This window comes from Pseudarthrobacter sp. TAF60_1, assembly GCF_052113505.1.
GTDB lineage: Bacteria > Actinomycetota > Actinomycetes > Actinomycetales > Micrococcaceae > Arthrobacter.
In genome coordinates, this window is sequence record NZ_JBFRDI010000004.1 from 80,914 (window position 1) to 104,793 (window position 23,880).

At 64.5% G+C, this 23,880-nt stretch carries 23 protein-coding genes; 12 read left to right on the forward strand and 11 right to left on the reverse strand.

What is annotated here, in order from left to right; translation table 11 throughout:
- Positions 1–12 precede the first annotated feature (12 nt).
- The gene (locus AB4Y73_RS06245) at positions 13–510 is read right to left on the reverse strand and encodes a flavin reductase family protein (protein WP_441869993.1); all 498 of its coding nucleotides are present in this window, start codon (positions 508–510) and stop codon (positions 13–15) included.
- Positions 511–640: 130 nt separating this feature from the next.
- On the opposite strand from AB4Y73_RS06245, the gene AB4Y73_RS06250 reads away from it, so the two are divergent.
- From AB4Y73_RS06250 to nrdR, 3 genes are all read left to right on the forward strand, one after another.
- Positions 641–1,210, forward strand: a complete 570-nt coding sequence (locus AB4Y73_RS06250) for a hypothetical protein (RefSeq protein ID WP_441869995.1) — start codon at positions 641–643, stop codon at positions 1,208–1,210.
- A gap of 9 nt (positions 1,211–1,219) precedes the next feature.
- Positions 1,220–2,596: a histidinol dehydrogenase gene (gene hisD / locus AB4Y73_RS06255; protein WP_441869997.1), complete on the forward strand. Its 1,377-nt coding sequence runs from the start codon at positions 1,220–1,222 to the stop codon at positions 2,594–2,596.
- 126 nt (positions 2,597–2,722) lie between these two features.
- On the forward strand, positions 2,723–3,229 hold the full coding sequence (nrdR, locus tag AB4Y73_RS06260) for a transcriptional regulator NrdR (protein WP_441869999.1): 507 nt from the start codon (positions 2,723–2,725) through the stop codon (positions 3,227–3,229).
- A gap of 33 nt (positions 3,230–3,262) precedes the next feature.
- Here nrdR and AB4Y73_RS06265 read toward each other — a convergent pair whose 3' ends face one another.
- From AB4Y73_RS06265 to map, 3 genes are all read right to left on the reverse strand, one after another.
- The gene (locus tag AB4Y73_RS06265) at positions 3,263–4,192 is read right to left on the reverse strand and encodes a patatin-like phospholipase family protein (protein WP_441870001.1); all 930 of its coding nucleotides are present in this window, start codon (positions 4,190–4,192) and stop codon (positions 3,263–3,265) included.
- A gap of 189 nt (positions 4,193–4,381) precedes the next feature.
- The gene (gene ppgK, locus AB4Y73_RS06270; RefSeq protein ID WP_441870003.1) at positions 4,382–5,185 is read right to left on the reverse strand and encodes a polyphosphate--glucose phosphotransferase; all 804 of its coding nucleotides are present in this window, start codon (positions 5,183–5,185) and stop codon (positions 4,382–4,384) included.
- Between the two features lie 57 nt (positions 5,186–5,242).
- Positions 5,243–6,121 (reverse strand): type I methionyl aminopeptidase, encoded by an 879-nt coding sequence (map, locus tag AB4Y73_RS06275; RefSeq protein WP_441870005.1) that lies wholly within the window; start codon positions 6,119–6,121, stop codon positions 5,243–5,245.
- Between the two features lie 119 nt (positions 6,122–6,240).
- On the opposite strand from map, the gene AB4Y73_RS06280 reads away from it, so the two are divergent.
- Both AB4Y73_RS06280 and AB4Y73_RS06285 read left to right on the forward strand, forming a co-directional pair.
- A complete protein-coding gene (locus tag AB4Y73_RS06280; RefSeq protein ID WP_441870007.1) occupies positions 6,241–6,405 on the forward strand; it encodes an SPOR domain-containing protein in 165 nt (54 codons plus the stop codon).
- Between the two features lie 23 nt (positions 6,406–6,428).
- The gene (locus AB4Y73_RS06285; RefSeq protein ID WP_441870009.1) at positions 6,429–7,004 is read left to right on the forward strand and encodes a YceI family protein; all 576 of its coding nucleotides are present in this window, start codon (positions 6,429–6,431) and stop codon (positions 7,002–7,004) included.
- Between the two features lie 24 nt (positions 7,005–7,028).
- Here the strand turns inward: AB4Y73_RS06285 and panB are convergent, their stop codons facing one another.
- Positions 7,029–7,934 carry a 3-methyl-2-oxobutanoate hydroxymethyltransferase gene (gene panB / locus AB4Y73_RS06290; RefSeq protein ID WP_441870011.1) on the reverse strand — a complete coding sequence of 302 codons (906 nt, stop codon included), beginning with the start codon at positions 7,932–7,934 and terminating at the stop codon, positions 7,029–7,031.
- Positions 7,935–8,199: 265 nt separating this feature from the next.
- On the opposite strand from panB, the gene glnA (AB4Y73_RS06295) reads away from it, so the two are divergent.
- The 5 genes from glnA (AB4Y73_RS06295) to AB4Y73_RS06315 all read left to right on the forward strand — a co-directional run bounded on the left by glnA (AB4Y73_RS06295) (position 8,200) and on the right by AB4Y73_RS06315 (position 15,534).
- Complete coding sequence (glnA, locus tag AB4Y73_RS06295) at positions 8,200–9,540, forward strand: type I glutamate--ammonia ligase (protein ID WP_441870013.1); 1,341 nt, start codon at positions 8,200–8,202, stop codon at positions 9,538–9,540.
- A gap of 9 nt (positions 9,541–9,549) precedes the next feature.
- Positions 9,550–12,561: a bifunctional [glutamine synthetase] adenylyltransferase/[glutamine synthetase]-adenylyl-L-tyrosine phosphorylase gene (locus tag AB4Y73_RS06300; protein WP_441870015.1), complete on the forward strand. Its 3,012-nt coding sequence runs from the start codon at positions 9,550–9,552 to the stop codon at positions 12,559–12,561.
- Between the two features lie 212 nt (positions 12,562–12,773).
- Complete coding sequence (locus AB4Y73_RS06305) at positions 12,774–14,213, forward strand: amino acid ABC transporter substrate-binding protein/permease (RefSeq protein WP_441870275.1); 1,440 nt, start codon at positions 12,774–12,776, stop codon at positions 14,211–14,213.
- A complete protein-coding gene (locus AB4Y73_RS06310) occupies positions 14,210–14,959 on the forward strand; it encodes an amino acid ABC transporter ATP-binding protein (protein WP_441870017.1) in 750 nt (249 codons plus the stop codon). Before AB4Y73_RS06305 ends, AB4Y73_RS06310 begins: the two co-directional genes overlap by 4 nt.
- Positions 14,960–15,012: 53 nt before the next feature.
- Positions 15,013–15,534, forward strand: a complete 522-nt coding sequence (locus AB4Y73_RS06315) for a GNAT family N-acetyltransferase (protein ID WP_441870019.1) — start codon at positions 15,013–15,015, stop codon at positions 15,532–15,534.
- Between the two features lie 279 nt (positions 15,535–15,813).
- On the opposite strand, the gene glnA (AB4Y73_RS06320) is transcribed toward AB4Y73_RS06315, so the two are convergent.
- On the reverse strand, positions 15,814–17,238 hold the full coding sequence (gene glnA / locus AB4Y73_RS06320) for a type I glutamate--ammonia ligase (protein ID WP_441870021.1): 1,425 nt from the start codon (positions 17,236–17,238) through the stop codon (positions 15,814–15,816).
- 261 nt (positions 17,239–17,499) lie between these two features.
- Here glnA (AB4Y73_RS06320) and AB4Y73_RS06325 point away from each other — a divergent pair, with 261 nt between their 5' ends.
- On the forward strand, positions 17,500–17,937 hold the full coding sequence (locus AB4Y73_RS06325; RefSeq protein ID WP_441870023.1) for an RDD family protein: 438 nt from the start codon (positions 17,500–17,502) through the stop codon (positions 17,935–17,937).
- Positions 17,938–17,959: 22 nt separating this feature from the next.
- On the opposite strand, the gene AB4Y73_RS06330 is transcribed toward AB4Y73_RS06325, so the two are convergent.
- The 4 genes from AB4Y73_RS06330 to lipB all read right to left on the reverse strand — a co-directional run bounded on the left by AB4Y73_RS06330 (position 17,960) and on the right by lipB (position 20,944).
- Entirely contained in the window at positions 17,960–18,310 is a 351-nt protein-coding gene (locus tag AB4Y73_RS06330; protein WP_441870025.1) for a DUF3817 domain-containing protein, read from the reverse strand.
- Positions 18,311–18,416: 106 nt separating this feature from the next.
- Positions 18,417–19,181: a DUF4191 domain-containing protein gene (locus AB4Y73_RS06335; protein WP_441870027.1), complete on the reverse strand. Its 765-nt coding sequence runs from the start codon at positions 19,179–19,181 to the stop codon at positions 18,417–18,419.
- Positions 19,182–19,271: 90 nt separating this feature from the next.
- Positions 19,272–20,279, reverse strand: a complete 1,008-nt coding sequence (gene lipA / locus AB4Y73_RS06340; RefSeq protein ID WP_441870029.1) for a lipoyl synthase — start codon at positions 20,277–20,279, stop codon at positions 19,272–19,274.
- The gene (gene lipB, locus AB4Y73_RS06345; protein WP_441870031.1) at positions 20,276–20,944 is read right to left on the reverse strand and encodes a lipoyl(octanoyl) transferase LipB; all 669 of its coding nucleotides are present in this window, start codon (positions 20,942–20,944) and stop codon (positions 20,276–20,278) included. Before lipB ends, lipA begins: the two co-directional genes overlap by 4 nt.
- Positions 20,945–21,080: 136 nt before the next feature.
- Between lipB and AB4Y73_RS06350 the strand changes: the two genes are divergently transcribed.
- Positions 21,081–22,928, forward strand: coding sequence for a serine/threonine protein kinase (locus AB4Y73_RS06350; RefSeq protein ID WP_441870033.1), 1,848 nt, complete (start codon positions 21,081–21,083; stop codon positions 22,926–22,928).
- 18 nt (positions 22,929–22,946) lie between these two features.
- On the opposite strand, the gene AB4Y73_RS06355 is transcribed toward AB4Y73_RS06350, so the two are convergent.
- Positions 22,947–23,837, reverse strand: coding sequence for a TIGR01777 family oxidoreductase (locus AB4Y73_RS06355; protein WP_441870277.1), 891 nt, complete (start codon positions 23,835–23,837; stop codon positions 22,947–22,949).
- Positions 23,838–23,880 lie beyond the last annotated feature (43 nt).

Consider the following 23,880-nt stretch of genomic DNA (forward strand, 5'->3'; position numbering starts at 1 on the left):
GTCGTCCGCCGGCTAGATTTCGTAGTCCAGGGGGACCGGCTGGCCATAACTGCCTGCGTGGTACAGGAGCGGCGAGCCGTCCTCGCCAACGGCGCCGGCCACGACTTCGACGACCACCACGGCGTTGTTCTCGAAGGAGAGGCGCATCTGGATCTTACCGATCAGCCAGCCTGCGACGTCCTTGAGAATCGGGACATCGTGTGGTCCAAGTTCCCAATGGTCACCGCCGAACCGGTCCTTGGTCCGTGCGAAGCGGTCGGCCAGGGCCTGGTTTTCCAGTCCAAGCATGTGGACGCCGAGGTGCGTGGCGTTGGCCACGGCCGGCCAGGAGCTTGAGCTGCGGGCCATGTTGAAGGTGAACCGCGGCGGCTGGGCTGAGAGCGATGCCACGGACGTGGCCGTGAAGCCATACGGTTCGCCCTGGTAGTTCACCGTGATGATCGCGACGCCGGCAGCGTGGCGCCGGAACATTTCCTTGAACGTGCCCTCGAACGGCGCTGCATCTGACATTGTAAAACTGCTCCTAAACATGCTCATATGGATTCTCCCTTAAGCGTATTGCTCCGCCGGTGCACAGCGGAATCGGCCGACCACGCACGTCATGCGGCCATGCGCACCCACGTTTGTTAAGGTTTGTTTCATGGAAAAACACCTCAGCCACCCTTCCGCCCGGCCGCCATGGAAATGGTTTGTTGCTGCCGCGGCCGGCGGTGTGCCAGCGGGGCTGCTGTGGTGGCTGCTCGCTCCCGGCGGGCTGAACCTCATCACCCGCAATCCCGCATTGCGTGACGGGGCCAACCCGGACGTGTGGCTGCCGCGGGACCTGACCCTCGGCGGTCTCCTGGTCTTAGCCGGGTGCCTGGTGGCCGTCTTCCTCACCGACAAGGGCGGCCGTGCCGAGCAGCCGGCATTCCTCCTCAGCCTGGCCGGCGGCCTGGTGGGCGCCGTCGTTGCCTGGCAGACGGGCGTGTTGTCAGGCCGGTTGTGGGGCCCGCCAGTGGATGCGGCGATCAACGCCAGTGTGGCGTTCTCCCTCCGCTCGTTATCCGTGCTGCTGCTGTGGCCGGCCGCAACGGCAGTATCAGTATTTGCCCTGAGCCTGCTCAACCTGCTCAGGACCGCATCCGACGCCGGGCCCGCACCCGACGCCGGGACCGCACCCGGCGCCGGGCGCGCACCGGTCGCCGGGGGCACTGCGCCCGACGCGTAAAATGAACGGGTGACCATTTCTCCTGAATCTCCAGCAACCACGCCAACCGCGGCCGTCAACTTCCGCACAGTCGACCTGCGGGGCCGTGGACTGACATTGGCGGGCCTCCGCGCCGCCGTTCCGCGCGCCCGGCGGAACACCGTGGCTGACGCGGAAGAAAAGGTCCTCCAGATCATCGACGCGGTCCGCCAGCACGGGTTTTCTGCACTCAGCGACCTTGCCCGGCGCTTCGACGGAGTTGACCAGGTGCACCCCCGGGTTCCGGCCGAGTCGCTGGCGAAGGCGCTGGCGGAACTGGACCCGGCCGTGCGCAGCGCCCTGGAAGAATCCATCAGCCGTGCCCGGCGGTTCGCGGACGGGCAACGGCCGCGCAACGTCGACGTCGAACTCGGCGACGGCGCCCTGGTGAGCCAGAACTGGGTGCCGGTTTCGCGGGTGGGGCTCTACGTTCCCGGCGGTTTAGCGGTCTACCCGTCCTCGGTCATCATGAACGTTGTCCCGGCGCTGGCCGCCGGTGTGGAATCCATCGCCCTGGCATCCCCGCCACAGAAAGACTTCGGTGGCCTCCCGCACCCCACCATTCTTGCGGCGGCTGCCCTGCTGGGCATCAGTGAGGTGTACGCCATCGGCGGCGCACAGGCCATCGCTGCGTTCGCCTACGGAGCGGATGCCTCTGACGCGGGACCGGCCCTGGAGCCCGTTGACGTGGTCACCGGTCCTGGAAACATCTTTGTGGCCACTGCGAAGCGGCTTGTCAAGGGCGTGGTGGGCATCGACTCCGAGGCCGGGACCACAGAGATTGCCATTCTGGCAGACTCCTCCGCGCGGCCCGACCTTGTGGCCGCCGACTTGATCAGCCAGGCTGAACACGACCCGAAAGCCGCTTCCGTACTCATCACCGATTCGGAGGAACTTGCCGCTGCGGTCCGCGCCGAACTGGACCGGCAGGCAGCTGGCACCAAGCACTCAGCCAGGGTGTGCGAGGCACTGTCCGGGCCCCAGTCCGGCGTCGTGCTTGTGGAGGACCTCGATCAGGGCGTTGCGGCCTGCGATGCGTATGCTGCCGAGCACCTGGAGATCATGACTGCGGATGCTTCCGCGGTGGCCGCCCGAATCAGGAATGCGGGCGCCATCTTTGTGGGGGACTACAGTCCCGTCAGCCTGGGGGACTACTGTGCAGGCTCGAACCATGTGCTGCCCACCAGCGGTACGGCGGCGTTCTCCTCCGGCCTGAACGTGACCACGTTCCTCCGTGCCATCCAGGTGGTCAATTACAGCCGGGCCGCCTTGCAGGAAGTCCGCGGCCACATCGTCAGACTGTCCGGCGCCGAGGACCTGCCGGCACACGGCGAGGCGGTCACGGCACGGTTCGCCGGGACTGCCTGATTCCGCGGGACAGGGAGCGTTCGGCACTACATGTAGTTGGGCCACCACTACATGTAGTGCGTGCGGACTCCTTCATGACGTAAGATCACTCGTAGACCCCTAGCTGAAGATCGAGGAGGCGCCCCCGTGTACTGTCCGTTCTGCCGCAATCCGGACTCCCGCGTTGTGGACAGCCGCATGGCTGACGACGGCTCGGCCATCAGGCGCCGCCGTCAGTGCCCCGAGTGCGGGCGCAGGTTCACCACGGTGGAAACCACCAGCCTTTCGGTTATCAAACGCTCAGGTGTCGGCGAGCCCTTCAGCCGCAGCAAAGTCATCAACGGAGTCCGCAAAGCGTGCCAGGGCCGCCCGGTCAGCGAAGACGACCTCGCGCTCCTTGCCCAGGAAGTGGAAGAGCAGATCCGCGCCTCGGGGGCCGCGGAAATCGAAGCGCACGAAGTGGGCCTTGTGATCCTGGGCCCGCTACAGAAGCTGGACCAGGTTGCCTACCTGCGCTTCGCCAGCGTGTACCAGGCCTTCGAATCGTTGGAAGACTTCGAGACGGCCATCTCCCTGCTACGCCACGAGTCGGTGGGTGAAACGGCTGGCCCGGCCGCAAAGGGCACCAGAAGTTCCGAAAAGAGCCCACTGTAAGCACTGATGCCGGTGGCTGAGAGCCCCACCGCGTCAGCGCCAGAATTCGATGAGCTGCCCCGCCAGCGCCATGCCTTGGTCGTAACCGGCACGGGCTGCGGGCGGACGCTGCGACGGATCCATCGCGTTGGCGCCGAACATGTGCTCGGCCTTGCTGTCCGGGAAGATCGTTTCGACTCTGCTCCCGCCCCCGCGTAGCTCCTCGACCTGGGCTCCGAGGTGCGTGCCCCACTCCAGCGGGGTCCGTGTTCTGCCGCCGAAGGGTGACAGCACCAGCACCCGCCCGCATCCGGCTGCCAGATCGGCATTCTCGCTGGAACGTCGATAGCCGCCGTCGATGTACTGTTTATCCCCGATGCTGTAGGCGAAGCCGCTGGCACAACTGGCAGCGACGGCGTCCACCAGTTCGACCCCGCTGTGGCGGTCGAACACGACGGGTTCACCGCTATGGGCATCGACCGCCGTGATGAGCACCGTTCGTTGCGGCCAGCGCTGGCCGGGCAGGCGCGCGGCGACGGTGGCGCGCCACCGCGTTTGCCCGGAACCGTCCGACGCCGCGGCCAGGTCGAGTGCCGCCGCACCCATTTTGCGGCGCATCTCAGCCGCATCCTTTGCGGCGGCGATGATCCTGTTCGTCCTCTCGAGGTGGTCTGCCACCGGGCTGATCGGAACGCGTCCACTGGAGGACCCGGCGGGGCCGGTCCGTTGCTGGGGCGCCCCCGCGAGGATGGCGGCAAACAGGTCGGTTGGGGTGCCGCCGGCCAGCTGGGCCGCGGCCGTCGATCCGGCCGAGGTCCCGATGGTCAGCTCGGCGTCGGTTATATCCAGGCCGGCATCGAACAGGCCGGCGATGACGCCGATCAGCCACGCATTGCCTGTCGATCCGCCGCCACCGAGGACCAGCGCCCGGCGCGAAGCGGCCGCCGAGGTGAAATGCGGAGTTGAAGGGGGTGTTGAGTTCAAGGGAGTCGCCTTTCGCGAATTGCCTGGCGGGCGCTCCCGGCGACGACTACCTAAGCCGCGCAATCGTGGACTGCAGGGGAGCACCCATTGCGGATACTGCGTTCATGGGTCTCACCTCCTGCCGACGGATCACGATTACGGGAATAATCGCACACCAGCGATGCGGTGCGCAATGGCCATCCGGTTGGCTTACTTGGTGAGCTTATGCTTCACGGCGATTTCGACGGCGGCGCCCACGATTCCTGCCTCGTTCTTCAACTTAGCGGGAACGATAGGCGTGCGTAGCTTCAGGTTGGGCAGGTACTCGTCCGCGCGCTTGGAAATGCCGCCGCCCACAATGAACAGCTCCGGGGAGAAAAGGAACTCAACATGGGAGAAATACCGCTGCAGCAGCACGCTGTATTCGTCCCAGGACAGGCCGTCCCGCTCCCGGGCCACGGCGGAGGCCTTTGTTTCAGCGTCGAAGCCGTCGATCTCCAAGTGTCCCAGCTCGGCGTTCGGCACCAGATGGCCGTTGAAGATAAAGGCCGACCCGATCCCGGTGCCCAGGGTGATGACCAGGACGGTGCCGTCAATACCGGCACCGGCGCCGTACCGGGCTTCAGCCAGGCCGGCGGCGTCGGCGTCGTTGATGACCTCTACCGGGCGGCCCAGGCGTGCCGTGAGCAGGGCATCGATGTCCGTGTTGAGCCAGCTTTTGTCCACGTTCGCCGCGGAATGCACCACACCGTGCTGGATGATACCGGGGAACGTGACGCCAACCGGCGAGTCGGCGGCCGGAGCTTCGGGACGGCTGGAAAGCTCCGCCACGACCTGTGCCACCACTTCGGCTACGGCCTCGGGAGTGGCGGGCTGGGGAGTGGGAACCCGGAATCGTTCACCAAGGAGCTTGCCCTTCTTCAGGTCGACGATGCCGCCTTTGATCCCGGTGCCACCGATGTCGATGCCGATCAGCGGGGCTTTCTTGTGCGACTTCTCGTCCTTGTTGGCCAATGTTGTTCCGTTCGTGGCAGGGCGGGCGGGCAGGCCGGGCGGCTGACCGGGGGGAGATTAGGGGAGGGTGAGGATTTCGGCGCCGGTGTCCGTTACCAGCAGCGTGTGTTCAAACTGGGCGGTCCGCTTGTGGTCGCGGGTGACAACTGTCCAGTCGTCTTCCCACATGTCCCATTCGACGGTGCCGAGGGTCAGCATGGGTTCAATGGTGAACACCATTCCCGGCTCGATCACGGTGCTGTAAGCAGGGGCGGCATCGTAGTGCGGGATGATCAGGCCGGTGTGGAATGCTTCCCCCACACCGTGGCCGGTGAAGTCCCGTACCACGCCGTAGCCAAAGCGCTTTGCGTAGGACTGGATGGCACGGCCGATCACGTTGATTTCGCGGCCAGGGGCCACGGCTTTGATGGCCCGGTTGAGCGACTCGCGGGTGCGCTCCACCAGCAGGCGTGATTCCTCATCGACGTCCCCGGCCAGGAATGTGTAATTGGTGTCGCCGTGCACGCCGTTGATGAAGGCCGTGATGTCGATGTTGATGATGTCGCCGTCCTGAACCACCGTGCTGTCCGGGATGCCGTGGCAGATGACCTCATTGAGCGACGAGCACAAGGACTTTGGAAATCCCCGGTAGCCCAGGGTGGACGGGTAGGCCTTATGGTCCACCAGGAACTCGTGGCCCACTTTGTCCAGCTGGTCCGTGGTGACTCCCGGCTGGATATGCTTCCCCACTTCGACAATTGCCTGGGCCGCGATCTTGCTGGCAATCCGGATCTTTTCGATCGTTTCAGCGGACTTGACCTCCGAGCCCGTGAACTTGGCCGGGCCGGGCTTGCCCACGTACTCCGGCCGGGGGATGGACGCCGGGACGGGGAGCTGCGGACTGACGGTTCCCCTGGTCAGGGTTCCGGTAGGTGCAGTTGAGGCGAGGGAAGGCATACATTGATCATATAAGGCGGCGCAGAACGCCAAGTAATGGAAGCCCCAACCTGCCCGCATCAGTTGTTAGGTTACGTGGATCACAGAGGGGCTCCCGCCGGCCGGAACGAGGAGTATCGATGACTGAGTACTGGTACAACGTGAACACCCATGAAGTGGAAGAGGATGCGCTGTCTGACTGGAGCCAGCTGATTGGCCCGTACAAGACCCGTGAAGAGGCAGAGCACGCGATGGAAAAGGTCCGTGCCCGCAACGAATCCTGGGAAAAGAACGAGGAAGACTGACTGGTACCGCGAGGAGGCGCATCATGGCAGACATCAAGCCCGAATATGCAGGTCAGTGGCGATTCGACCCGGCACATACGCGCATCGGTTTTTCCACCCGCCACGCAATGGTCACCAAAGTCCGCGGCGCTTTTAATGACTTCGAGGGCACCATCACCGTCGACCCGGAGGCCCCCGAACGGTCAGCTGTACAGCTGACCATCAAGGTCGCGAGCATCGATACCCGTAATGCGGACCGTGATCAGCACCTGCGGACCAATGACTTCTTTGACGCCCCCAATTACCCGGAGATCACGTTCGTGAGCGACCGTGTGGATCAGGTAGACGAAGGACACTTCATTGTCAGCGGAAGCGTGACCATTCGGGGCGTCACGCGGGAGGTTTCGATTCCGATCGACTTTATGGGTGTGGAACGGGATCCCATGGGCAACCTCCGGGCCGGCTTCGAGGGTTCCCGCCGCATCAACCGGCAGGATTTCGGACTTAAATGGAACACCACGCTGGACTCCGGCGGGGTGCTGGTATCGGACAAAATCACCCTGGAGTTTGAAGTGTCCGCCATCAAGGTCGACGACGGCGCCGCAAAAGTCGGGGAGTAAGGCCCCGCTCTCAAGCTGGCTGGGCTAGAACGAGTGCTCCGGGCCGGGGAATTGTCCAGACCGCACTTCCTCGCCGTAGGCCTTTGCCGCGTCGCTGAGCGTGGTGCGGAGGTCGGCGTACTGCTTCACGAACTTCGCCATCCGGCCGCCCCGGAGTCCGGCCATGTCCTGCCAGACAAGCACCTGCCCGGTGGTGGCATTTCCCGCGCCAATCCCGACGGTAGGCACGCTCACGGCCGCGTCGACGGCAGCGGCGGTCTCCGCGGGCACCATCTCCATCAGGACACTGAACGCGCCTGCTTCAGCCAGCGCCACGGCGTCGTCAATCAATCTCTGGGCATCGTCGCCCCGGCCCTGGACGCGGTAGCCGCCCAGTGCGTGTTCACTTTGCGGGGTGAACCCAATGTGGGCCATCACGGGGACACCTGCCTGGACCATGGCCCGGACGGTTTCGGCGTAGTACTTGCCGCCCTCGATCTTGACGGCGTGGGCAAGGCCTTCCTTGAGGAAGCGGACGCCGGTTTCCACGCCCTGCTGCGCCGAGACCTCGTAGCTGCCGAACGGCAGGTCTGCCACCACGAGGGCACGCTTCGCCGACCGGGCCACGGCCCGGCAGAGCGGGAGGAGTTCATCCACCGTCACCGGCAGGCTGGTCTCGTTGCCAAAGACGTTGTTGGAGGCGGAGTCTCCCACCAGAAGAACGTCAATGCCGGCCTGGTCGAAGATCTCTGCACTGTACTGTTCGTAGGCGGTCAGCATGGCGAACCTGGTGCCGTCACGCTTGGCCTGCTGCAGGTGGTGGATGCGGACTCTGGGTGCTGGCTTGGCAGCGGCCCCCGACGACGGCGCCTGCGCCGGTGCAGGCCCGTTTCCGTAGGGTGCGGGTACTTCAGCGGACGCGCTTGAGCCGGAGCTATTGGTTGTGGCCATGGCAAGAGCGTAGTGCGGCGCAGAGGCTCCTAGCCACCCGCCTGCAGTCACGCGTCCTGTGATACGCGCCATAACGTTGCCGCCGGACGGGGTCGGTTATGCCCCGCGTTGACAGGATCGCGCGGCGTTGCGATGTTAACCCTGTGTTACGCGGGGCGGCGGCTCCCGCATCGGGATCGATTGCTTAGTAAAGTGATGGTGAACTGCTGCCGGCTGCCGCTTCCGCGGACCCGGGGCACGAACGTTGACCGGAGAAGAGGCCACCATGGACCGCCAGCAAGAGTTTGTCCTGCGCACAATCGAGGAGCGTGACATACGGTTCGTACGTTTGTGGTTCACCGACGTCGTAGGTTCGCTTAAGTCGGTGGCACTGGCACCTGCCGAGGTTGAGGGTGCCTTCGAAGAAGGGCTGGGCTTCGACGGCTCATCCATCGAAGGCCTGGCCAGGGTCTTCGAATCGGATATGTTGGCACAGCCGGATCCTTCCACTTTCCAGATCCTGCCGTGGCGCGGTGAGACTGAACAGACGTCCCGGATGTTCTGCGACATTCTGACCCCGGACGGTGAACCGTCCTCCGCCGATCCGCGAAACGTCCTCAAGCGCACGCTGGCGAAGGCGGCGGATATGGGGTTCACGTGCTACACGCACCCCGAAATTGAGTTCTACCTCCTGAAGTCCCAGGAGCCTGGCCCTGACGGCTCGCCGATTCCGGTGGATGAAGGAGGCTACTTCGACCACGTGCCCGGAGGTGTGGCCCAGGATTTCCGCCGCACAGCGGTGACCATGCTGGAATCCGTTGGCATTTCGGTGGAGTTCAGCCACCACGAGGCCGGCCCGGGCCAGAACGAGATCGACCTCCGCTACGCCGATGCCCTCCAGACGGCGGACAACATCATGACGTTCCGGACTGTCATCAAGGAGGTGGCCCTGCAACAGGGGACCTATGCCACCTTCATGCCCAAGCCCTTCACCGAGCACCCGGGCTCCGGCATGCACACCCACTTCTCGCTGTTTGAAGGTGACGCCAACGCTTTCTACGAGGCCGGCGCAGAGTTCCAGCTCTCCAAAACGGCGCGCCAGTTTATCGCCGGCATTCTGAAGCACGCCCCGGAGTTCACGGCGGTGACCAACCAGTTCGTCAACTCCTACAAGCGCCTTTGGGGCGGCGGCGAAGCCCCCAGCTACCTGAGCTGGGGTCACAACAACCGTTCGGCACTGGTCCGAGTGCCGCTGTACAAGCCCGGCAAGGGCCAGTCAGCCCGGATCGAATACCGCGGAATCGATTCGGCGGCCAATCCGTACCTCGCCTACGCGGTATTGCTGGGCGCGGGCCTGAAGGGCATCGAGGAGGGTTACGAACTTCCCGCAGCCGCAGAGGATGACGTCTGGTCGCTGAGCTCGGCTGAGCGGCGTGCCATGGGGCATGATCCGCTGCCAGCCAGCCTCCACGACGCCATCCGGTCCATGGAGGACTCGGAACTGATGCCGCAGATTCTCGGGGAACAAGTCTTCGAGCACTTCCTGCGCAACAAGCGGGCCGAGTGGCAGGACTACAGGCTCCAGGTGACGCCCTACGAACTGCAGCGCAACCTCGGCATCCTCTAGGCGGCGGCGGTGAGCCTCGCCCGCCGCCTGATCTCGGCCGGCTTCAGTGACCTGGAGAAAGGCGAGAGGTTCCTCGCTGCCCCCGAACTGGAAGGCCTGGACCAGGAGAGGCTCTTCGCGGGCCTGCAGATGGCTGCGAACCCGGACGTCGCGCTGCAGTCCCTGGTCCGCCTGATCGAGAAACATCCGGGTCTCCGGGACCTGGCTGCAGCCGACCCGGAGACCAGCGAGCCGCTTTACCGGGTCCTGGGCGCCTCGGAAGCGCTGGGTGAATTCCTTATCCGGCATCCTGAACACCTGGTGGCCTTCGAGGTCACCGCCAGCCCGGAACCGCTGCAGGCGGATCCGGAGCAGCTGCGGGCAACTCTTCTCTCCTCGGTCCGGGCTGACTCGAGGTCGCCCAGGCCGCTGGCCGGGATAACCGGCGCCGAGGCGTATGCCGCGTTACGGACGGCATACCGCCGCGGGGTGGTGGACCTTGCCGTCAAGGATTTGTGCGCCGCCGACCCGCTGGACTTTATGCCCGCCGTCGGCGCTGAACTTGCCGACCTTGCAGGGGCCGCCATCGAAGCTGCCTTGGCGGTATCCCGGGCGGAGGCGGCAGAAAAGTTCAGCGCCGTGGAAGTGGCAGGCGTTGGCCTGGCCGTGATCGGCATGGGCAAGTGCGGAGCCCGCGAACTGAACTACATTTCCGACGTCGATGTTATCTACGTCATCGACGCCGGAGACCTGGACGATGCCAGGGCCAACACGATCGGTACTGCCTTGGCCGCCGGGATCTCCCGGGCGATTTCCTCGGTGGCGCGGGAACCGGGCCTCTGGGAAGTGGATGCCAACCTCCGCCCCGAGGGGAAGTCCGGGCCGCTGGTGCGGACCCTGGCCTCCCACGAGAGCTACTACGCCCGCTGGGCGGAGAGCTGGGAGTTCCAAGCACTGCTGAAGGCCCGCACCATCGCCGGGGACAGGGAACTTGGTGAACGCTACGAGAACGCGGTGGCACCCCTCATTTGGAGTTCCGCCGGGCGGGACGGCTTCGTCGAATCGGTCCAGGCGATGCGCCGCCGCGTGACCGAACACATTCCTGCAGCCGAGGAGCAGCGCCAGATCAAGCTTGGCCGGGGAGGCCTCCGTGATGTTGAGTTCACGGTTCAGCTGCTCCAGCTGGTGCACGGCAAATCCGACGAGTCACTCCGCCGCAGGGACACCACTGCCGCCATCGCGGCGCTCTCAGCCGGCGGCTACATTGGCCGGTCCGACGCCGCGGCCTTCGACCACGCCTACCGCTATCTCCGGCTATTGGAGCACCGGATTCAGCTGTTCCAGCTCCGCCGAACGCACCTCATGCCAGTCAATGAAACAGCGCTGCGCGCGCTGGCCAAGGCAGTGCTTGGGCCGTTCTCCACGGACCGTCCCCATTCAGACGCACTGCTCGCACAATGGCAGAAAACCAAGAGATCCGTCCGTGAGCTGCACGAACGCATTTTTTACCGCCCGCTTCTCAACACGGCAGCCAAACTCAGCACAGAAGACACCAAGCTGACGCCGGAGGCAGCCCAGGGGCGCCTGGCAGCATTGGGCTACCTTGACCCCAAGGGAGCCATGCGCCACATAGAGGCGCTGACAGCCGGGGTCAGCCGGCGCGCCGCCCTGCAGCGCCAGCTGTTGCCCATCCTGCTGGACTGGCTTGCCGAAGGGGTTGATCCGGACGCCGGGCTGCTCGCGTTCCGGCGGGTTAGCGAAGCGCTTGGAACTACGCACTGGTATCTGGGTATGCTCCGTGACTCCACGGCCGCGGCCGAACGGTTATGCCATGTTCTTTCCAACTCACGCCTGATCGCTGACCTGTTGGAGGTATCGCCGGAGTCGGTGGCCTGGCTGGGAACGAACAAAGATCTGGTGCCGCTGGGTTTCGAAGCCCAATGGCAGGAAATCACCGCGAAGATGTCGCGCCATTCCGACCCGGAAAACGCCATGCGGCTGATCCGCCTGATCCGGCGCAGGGAAATCCTGCGAATCGCGATTGCCGACTCCGCGGGACTGCTCAACCAGGACGACGTTGGGGCGGCGCTGGCGGAAACGGACCGTGCGGCCGTGCTGGGCGCCCTGCGGGTAGCCGAAGGCATTGTGTCCGCGAAGGGGCCGCTCAAAACCGCCATGCTGATCGTTGCCATGGGCCGGCAGGGCGGTCGCGAGATCGGGTACGGATCTGACGCGGACGTGATGTACGTGCATCGGGCCCTGCCCGGCTACACGGAGGAGGAGGCCCAGGAACAGGCGGCCCGGATCGTCTCCAAGGTCTCCAGCCTTCTGACGCAGCCGCTGAAGCCGGCCATCATGGCGGAACGGGTCCTGCAGATGGATGCGGATCTCCGCCCGGAGGGGAAGAACGGCGCCATGGTGCGTTCCCTGGATTCCTTCGCCGAATACTATCGCCGGTGGTCCCTGATCTGGGAGGCGCAGGCGCTGCTCCGGGCGCGGCCCATGGCCGGGGATGACGCGCTGGCCCATGACTTCCTCGCCCTCATCGATCCGATCAGGTACCCGGAGAATATTTCGGAGCACGACGTCCGCGAGGTGCGCAGGGTTAAGGCCCGGGTGGAAGCCGAACGCTTGCCGCGCGGGGCTGATCCTGCACGCCACCTGAAGCTGGGACGCGGGGGACTGAGCGACGTCGAATGGCTGGTGCAGCTCCTTCAGCTCCAGCACGCGGGGAAACACCGTGAACTTCGGACCACCTCAACGGTGGAGGCTTTGGATGCGGCGGCGTCCCTCGGCCTGCTTTCGGTGGCAGACGCGAAGCTCCTTGCAGATGCGTGGCGGCTAGCCAGCCGGATCCGCTCGGCCAACGTCATCTGGACCGGCAGGGCTTCGGACCTGCTGCCGTCCTCGCGGCGGGACCTTGAAGCCGTGGCCCGATGGTGTGGCTATGAACCGGGCCACGCCGCCACGCTGGAAGAGGACTACCTGCGCCTGAGCCGGCGGGCGCGTGCGGTCTTCGAACGGGTGTTTTACGGGCATTGACGGCCGGACAGGTCCTGCTGCTGGTGCCACGGCGGATGCGGCGGCGACGATAGCCGCCAAATGCGGGTAACCTCTAGGGGTTAGTTTGCCGGTCCACGGGCCGGCTGCCGCACATACCTAGGGGTTGTTTGAACTTGTCCAGACTCCAGCAGACCGGGGCCAACAGGCCGCGAACGGTCACGGTCATCGGAGCGTTGCTGGCCTTTGCCGTCATGCTCTTCGGTGCCGTCGGCGCCGCAGCGGCACCGACGGACGCACCGGCACTCACCGCCGGTTCAGCGCAACCGGCCGCCGCGCCGTCGAGCCTCTCCGGCAAGACTTTTGTCATCGGCACGGACACCACGTTCGCCCCGTTCGAGTTCCGCGACTCAGGCGGTGAACTGACCGGCATCGACATGGACATCATCCGTGAGATCGCGAAAAAGCAGGGATTCGCCGTCGAAATCAAGTCGCTCGGCTTCAACGCAGCCCTCCAGGCGCTGTCCTCCAACCAGGTGGACGGCGTGATCGCCGGCATGTCCATCACCGAGCCCCGCAAGCAGATCTACGATTTCTCCGACCCCTACTTCGAGTCGGGTGTCCAAATGGCCGTCGCCAAGTCCAACTCGGACCTCAAGGGTTACGAGGACCTCAAGGGCAAGACTGTCACGGCCAAGACCGGCAGTGAGGGCGAAACGTTCGCCAAGTCGATCGCGGACAAGTACGGCTTCACGGTAAAGTCCCTTGATCAGTCCGCCACCATGTACGAGCTTGTGAAGTCCGGGAACGCCGTCGCGGTCTTTGATGACTACCCGGTCCTGGCGTACGGGATCAGCCAGAACAACGGGCTGAAGGCCGTGACAGAAAAGGAGAAGGGCGGCTCCTATGGCTTCGCCGTCAACAAGGGCAAGAACCCGGAACTGCTGAAGGCGTTCAACACTGGCTTGGGGGAGCTGAAGTCCAGCGGCAAGTACCAGGAGATTCTGGACAAGTACCTCAAGGACCCGACCCAGGCTACCGCGTCCAGCTTCTGGGACCTGCTGGTCAGTAGCTTCCCGGCACTCATGAAGGGCCTCGGCAACACGGTGCTGGTCACCGCCATCTCCTTCGCGATCGCGATGCTAATCGGCCTGTTCATGGGCTTCCTGAAGATCTCCACCAGCGTGCTGCTGCGCGGGATTGCGACGACCTTTGTGAGCGTCTTCCGCGGCACCCCGCTGCTGGTCTGGGCCTTCTTCTTCTACTTCGGCATCCCTCAGCTCACCGGTCAGCCGATCGACATCTGGGTGGCGGGCGTCCTGACACTGAGCCTGAACTCGGGTGCCTACATCACCGAAATCGTCCGCGGATCCATCCAGTCCGTGGACCCGGGCCAGCTCGAAGCCAGCCGCAGCCTGGGCCTGGGCTACGCCAAGTCCATGCAGAAGGTTGTGGTCCCGCAGGCCTTCAAAATTATGACGCCGTCCCTAATAAACCAGCTGATCATCATGCTTAAAGACAGCTCACTGCTGCTCGCCATCGGCTTCGCCGAACTTCTTTACCAAGGCCAGCAGATCTACGCCGGAAACTTCCGGATCACCGAAACACTGCTGATTGTCGCCGTTCTGTACTTCGTGGTGATCATGCTCCTGACCAAACTGGCCAACGTTGCAGATAAGAGGTTCAACAAATGAGCACAGCAGTAAGCGCCGCCAGCAAGATCTCGGTCAGGGACCTCAAGAAGTCATTCGGGGCGCATGAAGTCCTCAAAGGCATCAACGCCGAGGTTGCCGAGGGCGAGGTGGTCTGCGTGATCGGTCCCTCCGGTTCAGGCAAGTCCACTTTTCTGCGCTGCCTGAACAAGCTTGAGGACATCACCGCAGGTCACGTTACCGTGGACGGTTTCAATGTGTCGGACCCCAAAGTGGACATCAACGAGGTCCGCCGCCACATCGGCATGGTCTTCCAACACTTCAACCTGTTTCCGCACATGTCGGTCATTGAGAACATCATGCTGGCGCCGGTGGAGTCGAAGAAGCAGGGCAAGGACGAGGCACGGGCAACCGCCCTGAAGCTGCTGGAACGGGTTGGACTGGCCGAGAAAGCCGACGCCCGCCCGGCGTCGCTTTCCGGCGGCCAAAAGCAGCGCGTCGCGATAGCGCGGGCGCTGGCCATGAACCCGGACATCATGCTTTTCGATGAAGCCACGTCCGCGCTCGACCCCGAGATGGTCGGCGAGGTGCTCCAGGTTATCAAGGACCTGGCTGGCGAAGGCATGACCATGGTCTTGGTAACGCATGAAATGGGCTTTGCCCGCGAAGTCGCCGATCGTGTGCTCTTCATGGCGGACGGTGTTATCTGCGAGCAGGGGAAGCCGGAGCAGCTGTTCGGAAATCCGCAGCAGCAGCGGACCCAGGACTTCCTGTCCAAGGTTCTCTAGGCGGGAGACCGGTACGTAGCGGGTCAGCGCGATGCGTTGGAGGGGTGACTCTGATGGCTGAAAATGTGTGGCTGTTGCCGCTGAAGGATGTGGACGACGACGCTCGCGCCGTGAAGCTGGGGGAGATTGCCGGACTCGAGGTCATTCCTGCCCACCGGAGGTTCGTGGGTGAAGCCCTGCGGATGGCGCTTGTGGGGCTGGAAGAGGAGAGCCGGCATCCCTGCGCCATTGACTCCAACGGGACCGCCGTCGGCATCCTGACGTTGCAAACGGAAGCCGCAACCCTCGCCGGCTGGCCCGATGACGAATCCGCCTGGTTGCTGCGGGGGTTCCTGATCGACCGGCGCCGGCAGGGGAGGGGACTGGGACAGCTCGCGGCTGCCGCGGCGGTGGAGGTTGCCGCTAAACTCACGGCGAGGCACGGAGGCGGTCAGACCGGCGTCGTGCTGTCAGTTAACGAAGACAACCCGGCAGCCCTGGCCGCCTACCGGAAGGCAGGATTCGCTGACTACGGGCAGTACCTCGGCGGCAGTGCCGGGCCTCAGCGGATCATGTTCCGCGCCTTTACGGGATAATTCGGCGAGACACGGAGCCACAGCATTGCCTCTGGGCGCACATTGACCCATCATGTGGGTGGCGGTGTTCTTCAGTCCTTGTTGGGGGGAAGGCTAGAAAGTCTTCGTCCGGGGGAGCACACGTCAGGGGGCTGGCTCTTGGTCTCAGCACGTCTGGAGCCAGCCTCCACCTTGCCCCGCAGCTGGCCGGATGCAAAAAAGTCCGCCCGGACGGCTCAGCAATGCTGCTGGCTGTCCGGGCGGACTGTTTTGGGCTGAACGGGTCAGCCCTGCGGTGTGCTAGACGCCGTAGTAGAGCTCGAACTCGTACGGGTTCGGGCGCAGGGACAGCGGGCGGATCTCGTACTCGTACTTGTAATCGATCCAGGTGTCGATCAGGTCCTGGGTGAACACGCCACCGGCCTGCAGGAACTCGTTGTCCTCGCGGAGTGCCTCAAGGGCTTCTTCCAGCGTTCCCGGTGCCTTGGGGATGTCCTTGGCTTCCTCGGCGGGGAGCTCGTAGAGGTCCTTGTCGATGGGGGCGGGTGGTTCGATGCGGTTGCGGATGCCGTCAATACCGGCCATCAGCTGCGCAGCGAAGGCCAGGTAGGGGTTGGAGGACGGGTCCGGTGCGCGGAACTCGATGCGCTTGGCCTTCGGGTTGGAACCCGTGATCGGGATGCGGATACCGGCGGAGCGGTTGCCCTGCGAGTAAACCATGTTGACCGGAGCTTCGAAGCCCTTGACCAGGCGGCGGTAGGAGTTCACCGTCGGGTTGGTGAACGCCAGCACTGCGGAGGAGTGCTGCAGCAGGCCGCCGATGTACCAGCGTGCAGTGTCGGACAGGCCGGCGTAGCCCTTTTCGTCGTAGAACAGCGGTTCGCCATTGGTCCACAGCGACTGGTGGCAGTGCATGCCCGAGCCGTTGTCACCGAAGACCGGCTTCGGCATGAAGGTCACGGACTTGCCCCAGGCGTCGGCCGTGTTCTTGATGACGTACTTGAACTTCTGCAGGTCATCAGCCGCGTGGGTCAGGGTGGTGAACTTGTAGTTGATTTCGGCCTGGCCGGCGGAGCCTACCTCGTGGTGGCTGCGCTCGACCTCAAGGCCGGCCTCGTCCAGGGCAACACACATGGCGTCGCGGAGGTCAGCCTGCTTGTCGGTGGGGGAAACCGGGAAGTAGCCGCCCTTGACGGGAGTCTTGTAGCCGAGGTTTCCGCCTTCTTCTTCGCGGCCGGAGTTCCAGTGCGCTTCTTCGGAGTCGATCTTGTAGAAGCTGCCCTCGGGGGAGGACTGGTACTGCACGTTGTCGAAGACGAAGAATTCGGCCTCGGGAGCGAAGAACGCGGTATCGGCAATGCCCGTGGAGGCGAGGTAGGCCTCAGCCTTTTCGGCCACGCCGCGGGGGTCACGGTGGTACGGGTCACCGGTGCGCGGGTTCACGATGGAGAAGTTCAGCGCAAGGGTCTTTTCCATGCGGAAAGTGTCCAGGAATGCGGTAGTGACATCCGGAATCAGCTGCATGTCGGACTCGGCGATGCCCTGGAAGCCGCGAATGGAGGATCCGTCGAAGAGCTGGCCGTTGACGAAGAAATCAGCGTCAACGCTCTTGGCCGGCACGTTGAAGTGCTGCTGGACGCCGGGGAGGTCGGTGAAGCGGATATCGACGAATTTGACATCCTCGTCCTTGATGAACTTGAGGACTTCGTCCGCATTCTTGAACATCTATGCTCCTATCGCATATGTAAATATCTGGCTGCAAGCCGTCTGGTCCAGCGCAATCCGAAGGGCAGGGAAACAGCGTTTCCCTGCTTGGGCTATTGCTTGAAACTGCTACCAACCTTATGGACATGTCATTTCCCGACAGTGTCCGCATTGTTTCGGGCAGGTTACAGAATGCCCTGCCCACGCAACGCTATCCGGTGACCAGACTGCGGTCCAGCGGATTTCACGCAGTGAACGGTGACGAGTCGGTAAGATTGGACGGTGGTAGATCGCAACGACATTGGCTCCTGGCTCACCGGACCGGACACTTCCGGCATTTCAAAGTATCCGGGGGAGCGGTTGGGGCTGCCCGAATCCGGCCCCGGTTCCATCGCCCGTGCAGGACGCCGCATTATCGCCATCGTGGTGGACTGGGGGCTTGCGTTGCTGATCAGCAATTTTGCCTTCGCCGGTGACTCTTGGGCCACCCTGGCAGTATTTGCCGTGGAGCAGATGCTGCTCGTGGGCACCCTCGGCTACAGCATCGGCCACCGGGTAGTGGGGATCCACGTTGTCCGCATCGGCGGGGGGCCGGCGGGGCCGCTGGCCGGGTTGGTGAGGGCTGTACTCCTGTGCCTGGTGATTCCGGCCGTGATCTTCGACCCGGACCACCGTGGCCTGCCCGACAAAGCCATGAACACAGTCTTGGTGCGGCACTAGATACTTACGCCCCGGGTTTCTCCTAGACGCCTGCGGTTTCTTTGACTTCCGTCGTGCTTGCTGCGCGCTCGGTGAGGTGACCGCGTTTCCCCGCCCAGCGCTCAAAGGCGATCGTAGCGAAGGGGAAGACTGCTGAGACCCCCGCAAACAGCGCCACAAGGAACGGCCAGCGCTGGAGCCGCCACAACGCGAGGGCGCTCACCCCGTAGCCGACGAAGAGTGCGCCGTGAAACGGTCCCGCGATCTCCACGCCCAGCTCACTGGTCTTGGCGATCCACTTAAAGTACATCCCGATCAGCAAGGCCGCCCAGCTGAACGCCTCGGCGACCGCCAGGATCCGGAAAGTACGGATAAGAACAGTTTTCAGCGGCATCTTAATGGGCTTCTCCGATCTCAGGATGCGTTGACGCGGCGGTTGGCGCCACAAAAAGACCGCCCCGGTGCCCAGCCTGAGCCGGAACCGGGGCGGTTCTAGGTTCTTAGCGTCCGCGGTTGGGACGCGCCTTGTAGGGGTCGATTCCCTTGGGGATGGGAAGGCGGTTGCCCAATGACGAGATGCGCTTGGACACCGCGTTCACCTCGAGCTTTGTCAGTTCGTTCTTCAGTTTCCCCATCTTCTTGGCAACCTGGCTGATGGGAACCTGGCCCTCGCCGCGGCCGCTCTCAATGACGTGGACAGTTACGTTCGGGAGGATGCGCGCCAGGCGCTTGCGCTCCGCGTCCAGGAGCGGCTTGACGCGGACGGTGGGGCCTTCGCTGACCAGGACGACGCCGGGACGGCCGATGGCGCGGAAAACGGCATCCTGGGTGCGCGGGTTGACCGCAACGGGCTGGTCTTCGGTGACCCAGCCCCGCTTGAGGGTGCCCAGGGCGGCGCCTGAAGCGCCGGGCTGGTTCTCGATCTGCGCGAACGCCGCCCGCTCGGCCCGGCGGGAAAGGATCAGGGTGGCCCCGAGGAGGCCCAGCGGAATGCCGATCAAAAGGCCCGTGATCCAGTTCTCCAGCCAGAAGCCCACCAGGAAGCTGATGGCCACAACGCCAAGGAACACCAGCAGCATGAGCCACGGCACCATCGGGTCGTGGCGGCGGGTCATGTTAAAGACTTCGCCGATCTGCTTGAGCCGGCTGGGCTTCTTGACCTTCGCTTCTTTAGGCTTGCGGGAGAAGAGGCCACGCTTCGGCGTAACGGCTGAAGAGCCGGCGGCTGAAGAACTGGACGTGCGGGGGTCAGGGGAATTCGCCATAGTGCCTTAATTCTACGTGATGCACGGCTCAGGGCCGGACCCCGGATGACTCCGGCGCCGGCCCTGGGCGGCAATGAGGTGGGGAATCGTTTAGGAGCGTGCTGCGAGCAGTGAGCTGGCTTCCTGGCGGGTGCTGCCGGAGGACTCGATGTGGGCGAGCTCGGCCGGGATTTCCCAGCCCTTCTTCCGCATCGCGGTGGCCCAGAGCCGGCCGGCACGGTAGGACGAACGGACCAGCGGGCCGGACATGACGCCGAGGAACCCGAGCTCTGTTGCTTCATCCTGCAGGTCCACGAACTCCTGCGGCTTGACCCACCGGTCCACGGGCAGGTGCCGCTCGGACGGGCGCAGGTACTGGGTGATGGTGATCAGGTCGCAGCCGGCCTCGTGCAGGTCCCGCAGCGCCTCGGAGATCTCCTCCCGGGTCTCGCCCATGCCCAGGATCAGGTTGGACTTGGTCACCATGCCCAGCTTCCGGCCCTGGGTGATGACATCCAGGGACCGCTCATACCGGAACGCCGGCCGGATCCGCTTGAAAATCCGCGGCACTGTCTCGACGTTGTGCGCGAAGACCTCAGGCTTGGAATCACAGATCGCCGCGATGTGCTCGGGCTTGCCGGAGAAGTCCGGGATCAGCAGCTCCACGCCGGTGCCCGGGTTCAGCTCGTGGATCTTCCGCACCGTCTCGGCGTACAGCCACACACCCTCGTCCTCGAGGTCATCACGGGCCACACCGGTCACGGTGGCGTACCGCAGCTGCATGGCCTGGACCGAGCGGGCCACCTTGGTGGGTTCAAACATGTCCACCGGGGACGGCTTGCCCGTGTCGATCTGGCAGAAATCACAGCGCCGGGTGCATTCGGAGCCGCCGATCAGGAACGTGGCTTCCTTGTCTTCCCAGCACTCGAAAATGTTCGGGCAGCCCGCCTCTTCACAGACCGTGTGCAGGCCTTCCTTTTTCACGAGGTTTTTGAGCTGGACGTACTCGGGACCCATCTGGACCTTGGCCTTGATCCACTCCGGCTTCCGCTCCACGGGTACAGCGGAGTTACGCTGCTCAACGCGCAGCAGCTTCCGGCCTTCTGGTGCCAATGTCACAGGAGCGCTCCTTCGGGGTTTGCTACGAGAGCTTCTTCATGTTTGCGGAACTCGTCCATAAACCGGTCTGCTATGTCACTCGGATTGATGGTTCTGCCGGCTTCGATGGACATCGTGGTGACGCCGGCGTCGGTGATGCCACAGGCAATGATCTGGGCATAGGGCGCCAGGTCGTTGTTGCAGTTGATGGCCACACCGTGCATGGTTACACCATCCAGGACGCGGATGCCGATCGCGGCAATTTTCCGGTCCGGGCCTTTGTCATCCGCCGTGATCCACACGCCGGCACGTCCCTTGATGCGCTCGGCGTTGATGCCATAGTCAGCCATAACAGCGATCATGACGGCCTCGAGCCGTTCAACGTAGTCACGGATGCCTGACCGGTTCTTCAGCTTGAGGATGGGGTAGGCGATCAACTGGCCCGGTCCGTGCCAGGTGAGCTTGCCCCCGCGGTCCACAGGTATAACGGGCGTTCCGTCGAGCGGGCGCTCGTGCTCTTCGGTGAGTTTGCCTGCCGTGTAGACGGCGGCGTGTTCAAGGATCAGAACCGTGCTGGGTGCCTCGGCTGCGACAACTTTGGCGTGGATTTCGCGTTGCAGGTCCCAGCCTCGTGTGTAGTCGACCAAGTCCGGGGCGAGACCCACCTGTGAAAACTCAAGAGTCATGCCATCCAGCTTAGACCCCGGTTCCTAAGGGGTCCGATATAAGTGGCGGACCTCTCATGCCGCCCGGGAGTACAGCGACGCTCACTGCCTGTGGATAACTTCTGCGCGGATTCCGGGATTCCGCTAGACATGAGTCATGGATCATTTCACTGCTCCGGACGTCCCGGGCTTCCTCGTGGGCCGCATGTTGGGCCGCGGCGGAAGCTCAACGGTGTGGCTGGTCACGGAGGAAAGGACCGGCCGGGAGTTTGCGCTGAAGTGCCTCGGCGGTGAGGCTGGCACTGCAGGGGGCGGCGGTGACGTCGCGCCGGCTGCCGAAGCGCCCGGGGAGGAAGGGGTCCGCCGTGAGATCCGCATTCTTTCGGTGCTGGACCACCAGCATCTCATCAAGGCACACGATGCCCTCCGGTTCGCGCGGCAGCCGAGGCCGGCAGGGGCTGCGGAGACCGACGGCACCGGGATTGGCCTGCTGTTGGACTATGCGCCCGGCGGCTCACTGGCAGAACTGGTTGGCAGCCGGCGCAAACTTCCCGTCGGGGAGACGGTCACCGTACTGACCCCCATCGCCCAGGTGCTGGGTTACCTGCACGCCAAAGGGTTCACGCATGGCGACGTCTCGCCCGGAAACGTCCTGTTTACGGGGCATGGCAAACCGATGCTGTCCGACGTCGGTATCGCCAGGATGGTGGGAGATGCATCGGCAGTGGCTGACCACGGCACGGCCGGCTTTATGGATCCGGCGCCGGTGGATGCAGTGCGGGCCGGGTTGCAGCCCGAACGTGATGTCTTTTCGGTGGCGGCCCTGGGCTGGTACTGCCTGACGGGCGAGGCGCCGCGGCGGAGTGCGGACCGACCACCGCTATCGCTCCTGCTCCCGGAGGTACCACCCGAGCTGGCCGCAGCCCTGGAGGGCGGCCTGAATGAGGACCGGCGGCTGCGACCTACCGCCGTTGAGCTGGCGACGGCGATCTACCGCAGCGCGCCGCCCTTGCCGATCGACCTCGCGTCCTCTGTCCATGCGACGGTTATCCCGCAACTACTGACCCGTCGTCGCATTCCGGAGCGTCCCGACGGTGCTGTCCGGAACGGCCTGCGGGCCTGGCACAGAAGACTCTCGACGTCGCGCTGGTCCGGCCTCATCGGAGTTCGTCAGGCACTCCCTTTCCCTGCCGAGGAGGATGCATCAGAGCCCAAACCCCGCACTGCAGACGCGGATCTTCCTGCCGGGCTGTCCCTGGATACAGGAGAACACCACACCACGCCCCGCGGCAGGCACGCCGTCCAGCCGGGCGCCGACTCCCCGAGGCCGGGCGCCGTTTCACGGGCGCAGGGCAGCCGGGTGCCGAAGGCGGTGCACCGGCGCGGGACAGTGCTGCTGGCCGCGGGCGCTGCTGCCGTGGTGGCAGGGGTCATCTGGACGGCCGGCGCCTTCGGGCCTGGCGGACCATTCACGGGCCTGGCCGGCTACGGCGAGCCGGCAGGCGGCAGCGGCTCGGCCCAGGAAGCCCGGAATGGGGTCGAGTTGGTGCCGTCCGGTCAGGCAGCGAACGGAACCGACAACCGCGGGATTCCGGTTGCCGTCGCCGCGCAGCTGGGTTCACAGGACCCTGCCGTGGCGGTCCACGGGCTAGCTGCCGTCCGCTCACTGGCGTTCAGCTCGGGCCGGCTGGAGCTCCTGGACCTTGTTAACGCTCCGGGCTCCGCGGCGGCAGCCACCGACGCAGGACTCAAGGACGAGCTCCGCGGATCCGGTCATATCCTCGCGGGATTCACTAGCACAGTGTCCGACGTCCAGGTTCAGCCCGGAGCTTCAGCTGGCCAGGCGATAGTGGGAGTCATGTCGGCGACATCGCCGTACGTGGAACAGGACGGCTCCGGCGCGGCGGTAGCAGCCGCTGCCGCCGGCACAAAACAGGCTCTTCGGCTTGTGCTGGTTACCTTGGAGGGGCAGTGGCGGATTACCGATGTCCTCCCGGGCTCCTGACAATCCGGCTCCTGTGGCTCAGTTCCCGGCGACCCAAGCGGCGGCCTGGTCAAGGGAGGGGTGCTGCCACTGGAATCCTGCTGCCTTCAGGACGGCAGGTTCCATGCGTTGGCTCGGCAGCAGGAGCTCGTCGGCGAGTTTTCCCATGACCAGGCGCAGTGCGGGTGCGGGCACCCGGAAGATGGCCGGCCTGTGGAAGGCCGAGGCCATGGCAGCGGTCAGCGTGTTCACGTCTGCCTGTTCGGGCGCACACACGTTAACCGGACCGCGGATTGCAGAGGTGGCCAGGAAAAGGAAGGCCGCTGAGACGTCGGGCAACGTGATCCAGGGCCAGTACTGCCTGCCGTTGCCCAGCGGACCGCCGACGCCGAGGCGGATCAGTGGAAGCAAACGCCCCAGCGCGCCGCCGGACCGGTTGAGCACAATCCCCGTACGGGTTGTGAGCACTCGGACGGGAGCTGGTGCCTCGTGCGCGGCAGCCTCCCACTCGAGGCAGAGGCGGGCCAGGATGCTCGAACCCGGCGAGGCGGTTTCCTGGAGTTGCGCGGATCCTGAGTCTCCGTAGTACCCGGAAGCTGACTGGTTGATGAACGTCCCGGGCGGCGCGTCGAGCCTGCCCATGGCATCAACCAGTGTGCGCGTGGCACTTAGGCGCGATGTGAACAGCTCGGTGATCCGATGGCGGGTCCAGGGCCTGTCGCCTATCCCGGCGCCGGACAGATTAATCACCGCGTCAGCACCGGCCAGCGCCGCCGGGTCCAGGCGGTGGGCTGCGGGATCCCATTCGATTTCAGCGGAAGAGGAGGGCTTGCGGCGGACCAAGGTAACCACCTCATGGCCGGCTTCGCGCAGCGTTGCGGACAAATGTGTCCCGATCAGCCCGGAGGCTCCGGCAATGACAATGTGCATGATCCATCTCACCATGGCCCAACCCTTGACGGAACCGCCCCAC